The organism is Leptospira broomii serovar Hurstbridge str. 5399, from assembly GCF_000243715.2.
GTDB classification, from domain to species: Bacteria; Spirochaetota; Leptospiria; order Leptospirales; family Leptospiraceae; genus Leptospira_B; species Leptospira_B broomii.
Genome location: NZ_AHMO02000008.1, coordinates 309,516 through 323,765, shown reverse-complemented (window position 1 = coordinate 323,765; position 14,250 = coordinate 309,516). Strand labels below are relative to the sequence as shown.

At 44.8% G+C, this 14,250-nt stretch carries 13 protein-coding genes; 12 read left to right on the top strand and 1 reads right to left on the bottom strand.

Features of this window, described 5'->3' with window-relative positions; genetic code table 11:
- Positions 1–149 precede the first annotated feature (149 nt).
- The 8 genes from LEP1GSC050_RS06825 to greA all read left to right on the top strand — a co-directional run bounded on the left by LEP1GSC050_RS06825 (position 150) and on the right by greA (position 9,489).
- Entirely contained in the window at positions 150–788 is a 639-nt protein-coding gene (locus tag LEP1GSC050_RS06825; protein ID WP_010570500.1) for a ribonuclease D, read from the top strand.
- Entirely contained in the window at positions 785–2,155 is a 1,371-nt protein-coding gene (radA, locus tag LEP1GSC050_RS06820) for a DNA repair protein RadA (RefSeq protein WP_010570499.1), read from the top strand. The genes LEP1GSC050_RS06825 and radA overlap by 4 nt, the downstream gene beginning before the upstream one ends.
- The gene (locus LEP1GSC050_RS06815) at positions 2,152–3,228 is read left to right on the top strand and encodes an LIC10775 family protein (RefSeq protein WP_040911211.1); all 1,077 of its coding nucleotides are present in this window, start codon (positions 2,152–2,154) and stop codon (positions 3,226–3,228) included. The genes radA and LEP1GSC050_RS06815 overlap by 4 nt, the downstream gene beginning before the upstream one ends.
- 46 nt (positions 3,229–3,274) lie before the next feature.
- Positions 3,275–4,102, top strand: a complete 828-nt coding sequence (locus LEP1GSC050_RS06810) for a hypothetical protein (RefSeq protein ID WP_010570496.1) — start codon at positions 3,275–3,277, stop codon at positions 4,100–4,102.
- 193 nt (positions 4,103–4,295) lie between these two features.
- Positions 4,296–4,535 (top strand): DNA-binding protein, encoded by a 240-nt coding sequence (locus tag LEP1GSC050_RS06805; protein ID WP_010570495.1) that lies wholly within the window; start codon positions 4,296–4,298, stop codon positions 4,533–4,535.
- A gap of 35 nt (positions 4,536–4,570) precedes the next feature.
- Entirely contained in the window at positions 4,571–5,290 is a 720-nt protein-coding gene (flaA2, locus tag LEP1GSC050_RS06800) for a flagellar filament outer layer protein FlaA2 (RefSeq protein ID WP_010570494.1), read from the top strand.
- Positions 5,291–5,311: 21 nt separating this feature from the next.
- Entirely contained in the window at positions 5,312–6,265 is a 954-nt protein-coding gene (flaA1, locus tag LEP1GSC050_RS06795; protein WP_010570493.1) for a flagellar filament outer layer protein FlaA1, read from the top strand.
- A 443-nt stretch (positions 6,266–6,708) separates the two neighbouring features.
- On the top strand, positions 6,709–9,489 hold the full coding sequence (greA, locus tag LEP1GSC050_RS06790; protein WP_020987772.1) for a transcription elongation factor GreA: 2,781 nt from the start codon (positions 6,709–6,711) through the stop codon (positions 9,487–9,489).
- 69 nt (positions 9,490–9,558) lie between these two features.
- Here greA and LEP1GSC050_RS06785 read toward each other — a convergent pair whose 3' ends face one another.
- Positions 9,559–11,373 (bottom strand): M23 family metallopeptidase, encoded by a 1,815-nt coding sequence (locus LEP1GSC050_RS06785; RefSeq protein WP_010570491.1) that lies wholly within the window; start codon positions 11,371–11,373, stop codon positions 9,559–9,561.
- 90 nt (positions 11,374–11,463) lie between these two features.
- Between LEP1GSC050_RS06785 and lptE the strand changes: the two genes are divergently transcribed.
- The 4 genes from lptE to LEP1GSC050_RS06765 all read left to right on the top strand — a co-directional run bounded on the left by lptE (position 11,464) and on the right by LEP1GSC050_RS06765 (position 14,250).
- Positions 11,464–12,018 carry an LPS assembly lipoprotein LptE gene (lptE, locus tag LEP1GSC050_RS06780; RefSeq protein ID WP_010570490.1) on the top strand — a complete coding sequence of 185 codons (555 nt, stop codon included), beginning with the start codon at positions 11,464–11,466 and terminating at the stop codon, positions 12,016–12,018.
- 217 nt (positions 12,019–12,235) lie between these two features.
- A complete protein-coding gene (locus LEP1GSC050_RS06775) occupies positions 12,236–12,724 on the top strand; it encodes a Fur family transcriptional regulator (RefSeq protein WP_010411990.1) in 489 nt (162 codons plus the stop codon).
- Positions 12,721–13,845 carry a tRNA guanosine(34) transglycosylase Tgt gene (tgt, locus tag LEP1GSC050_RS06770; protein ID WP_020987546.1) on the top strand — a complete coding sequence of 375 codons (1,125 nt, stop codon included), beginning with the start codon at positions 12,721–12,723 and terminating at the stop codon, positions 13,843–13,845. The genes LEP1GSC050_RS06775 and tgt overlap by 4 nt, the downstream gene beginning before the upstream one ends.
- Before the next feature lie 69 nt (positions 13,846–13,914).
- A complete protein-coding gene (locus LEP1GSC050_RS06765; protein WP_010411985.1) occupies positions 13,915–14,250 on the top strand; it encodes an STAS domain-containing protein in 336 nt (111 codons plus the stop codon).

Here is a 14,250-nt window from a genome sequence, read left to right as displayed (position 1 = left end):
GGCAGCAGAAAAGGAAAAAAACAGGATTCCGCCACGATCTTTTATGAACCGATCCAAGGATTTTCAAACGGAAATTTTCCACGGAGAGGAGGTTTATCTTGCCGCGAACTTTACTGGCTTTAGGCGGGATACGCCGTAAGTTTGGTTTTATGGCATCTAATCGTCCCCCTGTAAAACCGGACCTGTTTCCCGGAGATCTCTCCGAAGAGAGATTGAACGAATATCTAACCGACGACCGTCTCGCGGTGGATTGTGAAATGATGGGACTGAATCCTCGTCGAGACAGATTATGCGTGGTTCAAATATGCGACTCGCGCAATCGAGTCAGTTTAGTGCAGATTCTTCCGGAGCAAAAAGAGGCTCCGCGCCTAAAGCGTTTATTCGAAAATTCGGATATTATTAAGGTATTTCATTTTGCAAGAATGGATACGTTATTTTTGCGTTACCGACTCGGTATAGGGACGAAAGGTATTTTTTGCACGAAGATCGCCTCTAAGTTAGCGAGGACATATACAGATAGACACGGACTCAAGGATATCATTCGGGAATTTTTCGACGAAATCTTGGATAAAAAGAATCAATCTTCCGATTGGGGAGCCAAGATCTTGACCAAAGATCAGATCGATTACGCTTCCGGAGACGTGCTTTTTCTCATTTCCTTGGAGCAGAAATTAACTCAAATTTTGTTAAGAGAAGGTCGCTTGGATCTCGCGCAAGAATGCTTTGCCTGTCTGCCCGTCTTTAACCAATTGGATTGGTTGGAAATGGAGAATTTATTCGAACATTGAAGAAGAAAGCGATAAAACTTTTTTTCTGCCAGTCCTGCGGACAAGATTACCCGCGATGGGCCGGGAAATGCGATTCTTGCGGAAAGTGGAATACTATCCTGGAGGAGTCGGGCGGGGATCGTTTTTCCTCTTCTTCTCAGACATTGCGAAAGAACGCCGCTTACAAACATCCGATTCCGATAACCTCCGTTCCTTCGGAAGATACTGAGCGGATTCTTACGGGATTATCCGAATTGGATTTGGTACTGGGGGGCGGACTTGTTCCGGGAAGCCTAGTCTTGATCGGCGGCGAGCCAGGTGTAGGGAAATCCACTCTGATTTTAGAAATCAGCAGGAAATTGTCCGAACAAGGCCGGAAACTTTTGTATATCTCCGGGGAGGAATCCGCTTCTCAAGTGGGATTAAGAGCCGCAAGAATGTCCGTACTTTCCTCGAACCTTCTGCTTTCCTCCGAAACATACGCGGAAAACGTATCCGCAATGATCGAGGACACGGAGCCGGATTTGGTTTTCGTGGATTCCATCCAAACTTTGACTCGCGAAGCCTTACCTAATCAGGCCGGGACAGTCACTCAGTTACGCGAATGCACACAAGTATTATTAGAAACTGCTAAGCGAACCGGAATCCCGATCATAATGACGGGACATATCACTAAAGACGGTACGATCGCAGGACCCAAAATTTTGGAACATTTGGTGGATACGGTACTCTATTTCGAGGGAGATCGTCTGAATTATTTCAGACTCTTGCGAGCCGTAAAAAATCGTTTCGGGTCTGTCGGAGATTTGGCCGTATTCGAAATGTTAGGGACCGGTCTTCGGGAAGTGAAGGATCGACATCATGTCTTTATCAGTTCCTTAACGGAAGGGAAAAGCGGATCCGTGATCAGTGCGGTCCTAGAAGGGAGCCGCGCATTGAGCGTGGAAGTTCAGGCGCTCGTGAGTCGAACGAATTATTCCCAAGCAAGACGGATGGCGGAAGGCCCCGATACGAGACGCGTCATTCTTTTAGCCGCAGTGATCGAAAAATATCTAGGTCATAAACTTTCCGAATGCGATATCTTCGGAAATTTAGCAGGCGGTCTACAAGTCGACGAACCGGCTCTCGATCTCGCTATCTGCGCATCCATTTTATCCAGCTATACCGAAAGGCCCGTAAAATCAAGGGCTGCGGTCCTAGGGGAAGTCGGACTTTCCGGAGAGGTTCGGTCAGTCGGACAAATTTCTCTTCGCTTAAAGGAATTAAAGGGAATAGGAATGGAAACCGTTTATATTCCCGAAGGAAATCTTGCTGAGATCGAAACGATTCCTGACTTGATACTAGTCGGCATCAAATCTCTTTCGGAGCTTGAGGGATTGTTCCGGTGAATCTCCGTCGTGTTTCCGGAAGCTTCTTCTTGCTTGCGGTTTCTATAGTTTCTTGGACTTCTACGGCTCAGGAAGGGGAAATCGATCCTTTACTCCGACAACCCTGGTTTGCGGATCAGGAAAAAAAAGAGGAGCTTCTTCATAATAAATTACAGAGCGCTTTCCGGCTCAGTGCGCATTACGTTTGGAAAACCGATTCAAGAGCTAGGAATTATCGATTTTACAAAGACGGGCGAGTAGAGTTCGTTATGGATAGGGATTGGAAAGAGGTTTTTCCCAAAACGGAAGAATTGGATTTGCATTATAGCGAGGCCGAGTCTTTGCGCAAGCACGCGAGTCCTTACGCCGCAATTCGTTTATTAAAGGGAATGGGGGTCTGTTATAACCTGGAATACGGGAAATTAACGACTGAGAGTAGTAGAAAAGCCGCCTCTCTACTGGGTCAGTACCTGGATTTTTACTCGCATAAAGAAAAGGAAATATCCCGATTAACCGATCCGTTCGGCTGTTTGCATTCCGGGAGTCTTCGATTGCGAAGTACGGATTACGCGTATTCTTTGGATTTGGATCCGAACTTACAATATTTGTTTCCGGACGAGGATCGGGAATTTTCCGGAGAGGATTCCGATCTACGATGGCAGGTGCATCGCTTCTATAGAAATCTTCCAACGGAAGCGCTTCCAAAAAATTGGGAAGGAGAATACAGAAAAAGCAGCGAAGGACTTTTGTTTTTTCGCCCTGATCGCATTCTCTTTTCGATCGGAACTTCCCTACACTTTCATCCGCTAGCGTTCGATGCTAAAAATTATTACATGCTTTGGGATGCACTTCGCGGAATCAATGTAAGAACCATGCACGAATGGAATTATCTTCGAAAGAAAGAAGACAATATTTACAGAACGACCTTTACTGCGACCACCCCCGACGGCAGGCGAACCAAGATGGTTATTTTGGAAAAATTCTATCTTCGAGGAAGGAGGGGATTATTGTTTACCCTATCTTTTCCGGAGAAATATGAGACGGAAGCTAAGAAAATCTGGGATGGATTTTCTTCCAGTGTTGTCGTAGAATAGATATCCGATTTCTAGGATCCGGGTGATCCGAAGGAACGATATTCGAATGATTGTCGGACTCGTTAAAACATGGGATAAGAACCATCGGCCTAAGCCCGAACCCCCCTGGCGATTATTAGGATTGGGCTTGCTGTTCGTAAACGGGATGGCTGCCGTTTTTTTGCCGATCGGTATTTTTGGATCGATCGTATCCGCGATTGCCCTGCTCATTTTGCTTTTTTTACCCCTATTTTTTGCGGCATTAAAGCTGACGAAGATTTACGGAAATGCGGTTTTTTTTGCCCTATTTTTAGGATTTCTATCCGGACCTTTATCGACTCTGTATTTGAGTCACTCTTTTGGATATTTTTTAGGACTGCATTATCAGAACTCGACCGGGCCGGATGCACTATCGGAATTTCCGGGAGTCAGAATTTTTCGATTTTCCAACGCCCGATTTCTATATAAATACCAGGCAAAAAAAACTTCTATAGTGGCGCCCAAAGCCCCCGGCGCTATCCAAAAACCTCTTTATTTTCATGTAGTTCCGTGGGTTTCTTCGGCTTGGAAAGAGGGAGATCCGGTTCAAACTTGGGCCGCCTGCCCGAACTTAGCCGATTCGCTTTGCGATTGGGATACACAAAATACGGGAGTAGGGGAGTCCTTATCCACCTCCGCCCTGTTTCCCTATTACATGGAGGCAGTTGAAGAGTCGGGTAAGATCCATCACCTTCGAATTTCTCCAAAACCTAGAATTCTTTTGCCGCTCTCGGATCCGGAGGCGGCCTTGGTTCGAACCGGTCTATACGGTATGTCAGGATTGATCATGCTTAATTACCTTTGGGTAGTCGGGGTGATTGTTTGGAGAAGAAGAAACAAGGAATCGAATCCCTGAATTAGGGCGGACAATATAAATTCTTAATTTGCCGGGAAAATCGGCCGGTTTATGTAACATTTGGCCAAAAAAGGGGAGGAAGAGAGGAATCTTGCGGATTTTTTATAGAAAGGCTTAAAAAACTTTTTAGTTGGCTAATTTTGGAACTTAGGCTACCGATATTTATACACAGAGACGGGAAGGAGAATTTTATTTGGACCCCGAAATTCTTACCGAAAAGGTAGCCACTCAGAGTAAAAAGTTTCTGGTGGACCTAAAGCGGAACGAGAACGGATACTATCTAAAAGTTTCCGAGTGGTCCAATAGTAAAAAGTCTTCGATTTTCATTCCAGCCGAAGGAGTTGGCAGAATGATCGAAGTTCTTCGAAAGTTCCAAGGCCTCATTGAGGACGGAACGCTTGAAGAAATGGATTTCCCTCCGGCTCAGAATTAGTTAGGATTGCACTAAATCTTTTAGGAGAATTTCTCATGGGGAAAAAGATGTACCTTCTCGCCACAGTTCTCTTTTTCTTGGCCCTGACCGGAACTTCCGGGCAGCAGACCGGGGGAAACCAGAATCAAGGCCAAAACCAACAGGCGGGAGCTCCGGATCCCCTCGAGAAGATCATTCTCGAAAACTTCGAGGAAGCTGAGGACTGGAGGGCTAGAGCCACTACTCCGCTGGGTGAAACGAAAACCCTGAAAATGGTCCAACGAGGCCTCATCCGAGACGTATTTGATGAGAATACTATTCCGGATAACGGCGGCGATCAAATAGACAAGAATCATATTTTAGGAATCAAGACCTATTTCAACGATCGCGGATTCGATAGAGTGGAAGTATTTCCGCCTCATGAATACGTGATCAAGGGAAAAGCACGCCAGGTTTCCCTTTGGAGCTTGGGACGTAAGTTCAGACATACTCTCTTTGTAAAGCTGAGAGATTATAAGGGTAAAACCCATAATATCCGTTTGGGCCGTTTGGATTATTTCGGTTGGAGAAAACTGACCGCTACGGTTCCGGGTTTCGTTCCTCAAAGCACCCGTTTTGCACTTCTGGATAAGAACCTAAGGTTCGTGTCCTTATTCGTCACCAGCGATGTTCATGAAGTAGGGGGATCATTCTACTTTTACGTTGATGATTTGGAAGTTCGTGCCGATAAATCGGATACGAAGTACCCCGGTTCCGAGATCAAAGACAACTGGTAATCTTCCTGTAGGGATTTACTCATGAGAAACTTCAGTAAAACTTTTAAAGCGACCGCAACGATTACGTTCGGAATTTGCGCAGTCCTTCTACTGGGTAGTGTGAGCGCCCAGTTCATCAAGAAAAAGAAGGGGGGAATCGAAACCCCTACCGGGATGGACGTAAGCAGTATGGAATTACGTTCCATCACAGTCGAATCCTGGGACAATCCTGCCAACGGAGTTCCGTACGGCTGGGAAGTCACTACCGACAAGGATACGCAGGTTCCCCAGGGCCAGGCAGCGCAACAATACCAACCGACCGCTTCGAATGCGCAGTCGTTACGCGAAGTGAAACTTTTGCCCGGGAAACCCGGCGATATCAAGAACGTAGACGCCACCACATCTAAAGTTTTAGGCGTTAAATTCGCATTTACGTATCCGGGCGATAATTCGGTTACAATTCGTCCTCCAAAGACTCCGGAATACGAGATAGTCCGGAAAATGGCTTATTTGGATGCGAATAATAAACGAAAAGAATTCAAAATCTACGGCGTGGAATTCCCTGGAGTTGCAAAAGCGGTCTCCATTTGGGTTTGCGGTCGTGGAAACGAATACGATTTGGAAGGCTGGTTAGAAGACTGGAAGGGAGATTCTCATATTTTCCAATTCGGATCTTTGGACTTCATCGGCTGGAGACCTCTGACTTTTGAGATTCCGGTCGCGGTTCCGCAGGATGTAAATTCATATCCGCAAGTTAAGACGTTAGTATTCAAGCAATTCAAGATCCGTTCTCGTCCGGATACGAGCGGTGAAACGGTTTATCTCTTCTTCGACGAACTTCGCGTTCTATCGGATGTGTTCGAAGTGCATTTTGACGGCGCTTCGATCGATTTCGACGGAGAGGATTGTCGTTCAAAACGTAAACTGGATAAAATGTTGAAAGTGAAAGCCGATAAGGAATGCGAAGGCGGAACTGCACAGAATAACAAACCGTAGGATTCAATTCCAACGCACGGGGGTCTCCCGACACACAAACGCGGAATGTCTCGAAAGAGCTTCCGCGTTTTCTTTTCCCTTTCCTTTATTTGAAGTTTTTCCGAAAAAATTTTGTTAAAAAGGGTTGAGTAAATAAGGCATCCTTGGTAATCGAGTTTCCGAAACAAGAGCCGCCGCCGATCTAGAGCCAAATCAGGTGCAAAAGATCGTTCTATTTTTTGGGTCGAAACAGAAAAAAAGACCAAGAAAGGTAGGCAAACCATCTTTCTAAAAAGCTTGGAGTATTCCAGGCTTAGCCTAGCTTGCGCCCATTTCCCGCTAGGGAAATTCTAGTTTACGGATAAGTGTTCTCCGTTATAATTGATCTAGAAAGGGCCAAAAGATATAAACCGAGCCCATCCAGATTATTTTTCGAGCCGACCCCATTCGGTGGAGTATTTCCTATGTCTAACGAAACTGCGACAACCGCGGAAACCAAGCCTGCCAGCGATTTGGACAAGCTTACCTCGCTCTTTAACGAGGAGATTTACGTCCGCTCGGACGCCAACTCCATCCCTGCGTCCAAATTTAAAATCTACGATGATCTTATAGAGTCTTTCGGGGCATCCGGAGTTACGGAAGCTGCAAAAGCGAAATTAGAAGAGCATCTCGCCGAGCATCCTGAAAGTATTTCCGCAAGATATTTACTGGGAATTTTAGGACTTCAGAAGGGGAGCATCGATGCCGCCTCTTATTTTAAGAATCTTTTAGACGCATTTAAACAATCTAGTAAATGGACGATAATCGAACATATAACGGATAATATTCTAAAATATGGTGAAGATCGTTACGCTCTCCGATTCAAAGCGGAAGCGTTGGAAAAGCTCAAGAAAAATAAGGAATTAAAGCCGGTTCTGGAAAAACTTGCGAAGCAGGATCGTAAGAATCCGGAAATCGCAAAAAAATACGGATTAGCCATTCTCGAAGAAAATAGAGAACGAGCTATTACCTATTTAAAGCAAGCCATAGAAACGTTTGCAAAAACCAAGGATTACGTTCAATTCGAGGAAATTTGGCCGATTTTCGTATCCAATAACTACGACGATATCCAGTTCGTAGAAAAAATCGAAAGAATACTGCTCGGTCATAGGGAAAAAACCCGTCTGGCAGGATATTTATATCCGTTGGTCGATCCTCATAAAGCGGTAGAAGATTGGGATCGAGTGATCTATCTTTTAAAGAAGATTTTAGACCATGAGCCTGTATCCAATAAGGCTCGTAACGAGTTGATTCGCGTTTATAAACTGAAATATGCCAACCATAGCCTTTTAGAAGACTTCCTCAAGATGTCCGAATTGGGAAATAACAGAAAACCGGTTAAGGTTTGTATTTCCAATTTCGAAAGAAACATCGTTTTCGATACGGATAACTACGTACTCCATAGAAACTGGGGGGTCGGCAAAATCGTTTCGATATCTCCTAACGGCGACTCTATCTTCGTCGATTTCAAGGATAAAAAGAATCATAAGCTTTCCATTCAAATGGCAATCACCAGCCTTAAACCGCTAAAGGTGGATCATATTTGGGTGAAATTCTACGAGAATAAAGAATCGGTAGTCGAGTTATTCGAAAAAGATATTCCCGGCTTCTTTAAGGAATTATTAACTTCTTTCGACGGTCACATGTTGGTCGCAGAGATCAAGAACGAAGTGGTCGGCAAATTTCTACCCGTGGCGGAGTGGTCCAAATGGTGGAACAAGGCCAAAAATATCATCAAGAAGGAACCGAAGCTAGGCTTTAATCCTAAGAAAAAGGACGAGCTTTGGTATCGTGAAAAACCGATTACCTTCGCTGAAGAACTCACCGAAAAATTCAGCGCAACTTCCGACCTATCTAAAAAACTGGATATTGCAATCGAAGCTCTTCGAAACAAAGAAGAAGCGGAAGGAGCGATCGATACTTTCGCGCATCATTATTACGAGGAAGAGGAATCCAACGAACCATTCCGCAAGATCGTTGCGTTTTTATATTTAGAGGAAGTCGCTTCCACGATGGAAGGTGAAGACGGAACTCCTTACGATTTCCAACGTCATCAGAAGGAAGACGAAGTAGCTCAACTGATTAAAACTCTTAACAGAGAAGAGCTTTTGGAGATTTCTTCCCGAATCACCAACCTAGATATCAAAAAGTCTTTTGTGGATATCGTGAAGAAATTCCATAAAGATTGGGTGAATGTTCTTGTCGGATTGCTTTTCGAGGTTCCGGTTAAGAATAATAAATACGTCGTTTCCGTTCTGGAAGACGATAAAAAATTCGCCGAGCTGAACTTATTCATCGAAACGGCTGCAAGCCGCGCGAAAGAAAATCCGGAAGTGTTTCTTTGGGTGGCAAAATCCATTCTCTGGCGCACTTGGGACGAGGAATGGATGAATGTCTCCCGTCAGGATTTGATTTTGAGAGTTCTCCGCCTTTTAAAGCCTCTGAATAAAATCGAGGAAAAAGGAACCAAGCTCAAGAATACCTGTCATGAAATTCTTTTCGGAAACGACGCGGAAGTGATTTCCGAAGCGATTCAAAACGGGGATTCGGAATACATCCGTAAAGTATACGCATTGTATCGAGAAGTTCCGTATATCGAGGAAACCGACAAAGATAAACTGATGAGTTTGATTCAATCTCTGAAACCCGATTTGGTTTGGGAAGAAGAGGAAGAAGACGATGAAGAAGACGACGTTCTTTCTCACATTCCGGAAAACGCGGTGCTCGTCACTCGGTGGGCATTGAATCAGAAAAAAGCCGATTTCGAGCATCTAGTAAACGTGGAAATGTTGGAAAACTCGAGGGACATCGGGGAAGCTCAGGAACGAGGCGACTTGCGCGAGAACGCGGAATACAAGGCCGCTATGGAGCGTCAGGTTCAGCTACAGGCACAAATCAAAAAGTTGGAATCGGAGTTGAAAACCGCAGTCGTATTGGATCTTTCCAATGTGAAAACGGACAGGATCAATATCGGAACTACGGTTAAACTTAAGAACGAGTCGACCGAAGAAAACCAAACTTATTCCATCTTAGGGGCTTGGGACGCGGATACCGAAAAGAATATCATTTCTTATCAGTCTCCTTTAGCTAAATCCTTATTAGGTAAACGAATCGGTGATACTGCGGCGCTTAATCTGGGCGGTGCGGAAACTAAATTTAAAGTTTTGGATATCAACCGCTTCTCTCTGCAGAATCAAGAAAGCTGAAGAAGACTCTCTCGGTCTGAATTCGGAAAAGGGACCGTTTATGGTCCCTTTTTTTAGATACTTCGTTTATTAAGTTTCAAATCGGATTAGGTCAGTAAACCAATCCGAGATATTTCCGGATCGATCCTTGATTCTGATCTGAATAAGCAGCTTTTTTTTCCAATTGGATAAGGATTTGGGAATTTTCAGAATCAACATTTTTCGATCGTTGTCGAATTCGCTCGGATAAGATTCCCCTTCTAATAAGACTTCGGCTCCTCCGGCATATCCGGAACCTACGTCGCTTAGAACATAGACTCGTTCCTCCCAATCCGGCTCTCTGGCGCTTGCAATTCTTCTATGTCTAGTTATTAGGAAGGGTTGAGTTACGGTAGGTTTGGCGTTATCTTCCAACACGGCTAAAATGCCTAGCTTGGAGAGATAGCTCACGGCACCTTTCTGTTTGAGAGCCGACCAACGCTTAGTGCCTTTGTCATATAAATAGACACTTTCTTTTCTTCCCAATCTAAGTCCTTTCCAGTTGAGTTCGGCTTCTCCCACCCAAGACAGATCTGTGGACTCCAACTCATAAGCGCTTCCTTTCAAGATCAGTCCGTCCGGGAGAGGCGCGATTTCCTCAGGCGCTTCCACCCTCTCAAAGAAAAGTTTTCCGGCTCCGTAAGTGGTTTTGACGGGAGTTTTTATTTTGAGATTCCCGTCTTTAGATGTGAAGTCGGTTTTCGTCCCGGATGTCCTTTGCTTTGTGGGCGGACTTACCGCGATAGGAATCGAGATTTGGGATCGATTCCCGGCATGGTCCGCCGCTTTTAATGTGATGATTAGATTGGTTCCGATCGGAAAGGAGTTTAAGGAAATACTGGGGGCCTTGGCTGGAAACAAATTATATACATAGACGGCAGGATTTAAAGAAGATCGATTGGAATCGAAGATATCCTGATGGGAACGCGCTTCTTCATAACTCATCCCGCGAAACGATCGTTCATATAAAGGAATTTGCCCGTTATAAAGACCCACAAAAAATAAATTATTCTTATTTCGAGAAGTCATCAGGTCATATGCGCCTAATCGAAAACGAACACCTCCATTCAAAGACAATGTCGTTTCCGGCGAGATTTCAAATATGCCTTCCCCTTTTTTTAGCAAAGGGAATCTTAGCTGAGTTCCATCGTCAGAATCCACGTATAACAGAAGCAATTCGGGAGGAGTCGTATCCCTTCCTCTCATCGGGAGAAACGGAAGAGGATTGAGAGTGCCTCCGGGAAGATGAAGTTCGAAATGTAAATGACTGACCCCCGTTCCCGATTCTCCCAATCTTGCGAACGCGTCTCCTTTATTTGCTACGAAACTTGGATTCGAAAACTTTACATGGAATTCTCCGCCGCTCAAAAGAGCCAGGGCCTCCCTCAAAAGTTCTAGGTCCTTTCGAACTCCGCTAAAATCCAATAAGTGAGCGAATTTTGCCTTTAATGGAGAAGTGGAGGATTTCAGTACTAGATTGAGCCCGTATCCTTTCGCGGATTGTCCGATCGAATCTACGTATCCTGAAAACGGGGCCGATGCAGCAAGGCCGTTTGCATGAAACGTTTTAAAATCGCAACCCATATGAAGATGGTGAACTCTATACTCCGCGTATGAACCGGAAATCGGAGTTTCGAGCTCCATCGGAAACCGCATATTTCCTAGATCGGCGAGCGTATCCGAAGTGAGTTCCTGCCAAATCGGTGGAGCCGAGGTGAGTGTTTTCTTCGGGCCGGATATTAAGGAGGAAATTTTAGGCGCGGTTTCCACTCCAAAAGAAGCGCGCAACGGTACGAGAAGCGTTCCCAAAACGAAAAGAAATAAAACGAGATCCGTACTTGGAAATAAACGAAAGGTTCTCCCCATGTGCGAATTCAGCGGCCGTTCGGCTGAAATGTAAAGCAGGAATCATAGAATTTCCTTGCCCTAGAAAGGGAAACCATCAGCCTGAAAGATATGCGTCTTCTTTTACTGATCCCGATTTTCGGGATCGTTTTGAATAGTTGTGCTTACTTTGCCCGAGAACCTGGAAATCCTCCGAAAATAAACGGTATTCCAATTCCTGATTCCCAAAGGACGGTCTACATTCAGAATTTCAGAAATAATTCGTACGGGATCGGATTGCATACCCAACTTTCCGATTTAGTAAAACAGGAAATAAATAATCGCGGAAGGTTTATCCAAACGCGGGAAAAATCCCTCGCGGCGTACCGCATTTACGGAGAAATTTCCCACTATCAACAAGTGGGCGCCTTGCTGGATCAAGGCGGGCAATTACTCAGTCGTGAAATGTTGATTATATGCAAGGTGGAACTTCAAAAAGCAGGTGGAGAACGAATCCCATTGGAGAGGTCCGAAATTCCTGCGAGGGTGATTTATTCCGACCAAGTCGGCTATATCGAAACGGAAGCTCAGGCCCAAACTAGAGCTTTGCGCATTCTCTCCGTCCGAATTTCCGAAGAATTAGAGAGAGCTTGGTACTATTCGATTTCCGGAAAGATTGACGAGTGATTGCTCGGAAATCTCCCGGAAAAACGGTCTTCCGAAACTTTCGGGAAAGGCAGGCCTTCTACTTTCTCTGTCCAACAATTCGGACGGAAGCCTTGCACCTTTGATTTTTGGATTGCCCGATATTCGATATCTGATCTAATACGGGAAAGAATCGGGAGTGACTCGCACGCCCGAACCCAAGAAATGAACTGTTAGATAAACATTGATCTGATAAAAGATGAATAAGGATAAGGAAGCCGAAATTCTTAAGACCGTAGACGAATCCGTTCGCATGGAGATGAAAACCTTTTCTGATTATCTTCAAAAGAAAGGATTAAAAATCACAAACCAGCGGATGCTGGTTGCCGAGAGAATTTTCTCTCTTCACAACCATTTTACCGCGGAAAGCCTCCTGGAAGAATTCAAAGACCAGAGAGATAAAATTTCCAAGGCGACCATTTATCGGATTCTATCGATTATGGTGGAAGCGAAACTTCTCCAAGAACATAATTTTGGACAGGATTATAAGTACTACGAACATATCATCGGTCACACTCATCACGATCATATTATTTGTGTAGATTGCGGTCGAATCGTCGAATTTGTGGACGAAAGGATCGAACAGCTCCAGGAGCAGGCCGCTCTCGGAAACGGTTTCAAAATCACAGGACATAGCTTGAATATCTACGGAAGTTGCTTAGATCCCAATTGTCCTCGGAAGAAATGATCTTTCGGGAAGAAACTCGAGACCCACAATCCTTTGCTCGCACCGGGACTCTCGCCTTAAACGGCATAGAGATCCCGACTCCCGTATTCATGCCCGTGGGAACCAGAGGAGCGATTAAATCTCTGGATTCTGACGATATCGACGAACTAGGATTCGAACTGATCCTCGGAAATACGTACCACTTGTATTTACGGCCGGGGACGGAGGTTCTCCAAAGCTTCGGAGGACTCAAGAATTTCATATCGTATAAGAAAGCCTTATTGACCGATAGCGGGGGCTTTCAAGTTTTTAGTTTAAATTCCCTTTTTAAATTCGAAACGGACGGGGTTGCCTTTCGTTCCCATATAGACGGCAGCTCCCATTTCTTTACTCCCGAGAAGGTCGTGGATATTCAGCGGACGATCGGTTCCGACATTATGATGGTGTTAGACGATTGCCCTCCCGGAGAGGCAAGTGTCGCTCGGATCAAAGAATCCTTGGATCGGACACATCGTTGGGCGGAAACGGCAGTGCGTTACTGGGAAAAGGATAAAAACGGACAACATTTGTTCGGAATTGTCCAAGGTGGTACGAACGTGGAGCTCCGGTTGGAAAGTCTTTCCTACTTAAACGGGCTTCCATTCTCCGGAATTGCGCTCGGCGGCCTCTCTGTGGGAGAGCCTCGACCTGATTTCATTCGAACTTTGGAAGGAATCGCCCCTCATGTAGATCGAAATCGACCTCTTTATCTCATGGGAGTCGGTACGGTTCCGGACATTTTGGACGGAGTGAGGAACGGAGTCGATATGTTCGATTGTGTTCTACCCACACGCAACGCAAGAAACGGACAAGTATTCACTTCGAAGGGAAAAATTAACTTGAGAAACGAGAAGTGGAAGTTTTCCGACGAACCTCTAGATTCGGAATGTGAATGTAGAGTCTGTAAGAGATATAGTGTCGGATATCTTAGGCATCTTCACCACGTAAAAGAGCTGACCGCTTTCTCTCTGAGTACGTTCCATAATCTGAGTTTTATGAAGAAGTTTATGTTCGAGCTTCGGCGATCCATTAAAGAAGGAAAATTTGATCGGTTTTCCGCTAAATGGAAAAATTTGTATGAAAGACCGGAAATTTCTCGTTGACTATATAGAGTTTGGCCCCCCTATAGTAGGTTGGTTCAAAAAGAGATAATAAGGAGTTGCTGATTTTTTATGGAAATCACCAGAAGGGAAAGCGGTAACATCGTAATTCTGGACATTAATGGCGAAATCGATTTGTATAACGCCCCTGAAATAAAAGATGTCATCGCTAAGCTCATCGAAGAGCAGAAATATTATACAATCATCAACTTGGAAAAAGTCTCCTACATCGACTCATCCGGAATTGGCGCATTGATTTCCAGCCTCTCTAACCTAAAGAAATATCAGGGAGGATTAAAAATCATTAACGTCGCGGGGTCTGTGCGAAAGGTATTTGAGCTCACTAAGCTTACGTCCTTCTTTGAGATTTTTGATAATGAAGCTGACGCTGTCGGTGCTTTTAAATAA

Excerpts from the sequence above, each read along its gene's own strand:
- lptE (WP_010570490.1), top strand. The coding sequence starts at position 11,464 with ATGCGTCTTCTTTTACTGATCCCGATTTTCGGGATCGTTTTGAATAGT.
- greA (WP_020987772.1), top strand. The coding sequence starts at position 6,709 with ATGTCTAACGAAACTGCGACAACCGCGGAAACCAAGCCTGCCAGCGAT.
- LEP1GSC050_RS06785 (WP_010570491.1), bottom strand. The coding sequence starts at position 11,373 with ATGGGGAGAACCTTTCGTTTATTTCCAAGTACGGATCTCGTTTTATTT.
- flaA1 (WP_010570493.1), top strand. The coding sequence starts at position 5,312 with ATGAGAAACTTCAGTAAAACTTTTAAAGCGACCGCAACGATTACGTTC.
- LEP1GSC050_RS06810 (WP_010570496.1), top strand. The coding sequence starts at position 3,275 with ATGATTGTCGGACTCGTTAAAACATGGGATAAGAACCATCGGCCTAAG.
- flaA2 (WP_010570494.1), top strand. The coding sequence starts at position 4,571 with ATGGGGAAAAAGATGTACCTTCTCGCCACAGTTCTCTTTTTCTTGGCC.
- LEP1GSC050_RS06775 (WP_010411990.1), top strand. The coding sequence starts at position 12,236 with ATGAATAAGGATAAGGAAGCCGAAATTCTTAAGACCGTAGACGAATCC.
- LEP1GSC050_RS06825 (WP_010570500.1), top strand. The coding sequence starts at position 150 with ATGGCATCTAATCGTCCCCCTGTAAAACCGGACCTGTTTCCCGGAGAT.
- tgt (WP_020987546.1), top strand. The coding sequence starts at position 12,721 with ATGATCTTTCGGGAAGAAACTCGAGACCCACAATCCTTTGCTCGCACC.
- LEP1GSC050_RS06765 (WP_010411985.1), top strand. The coding sequence starts at position 13,915 with ATGGAAATCACCAGAAGGGAAAGCGGTAACATCGTAATTCTGGACATT.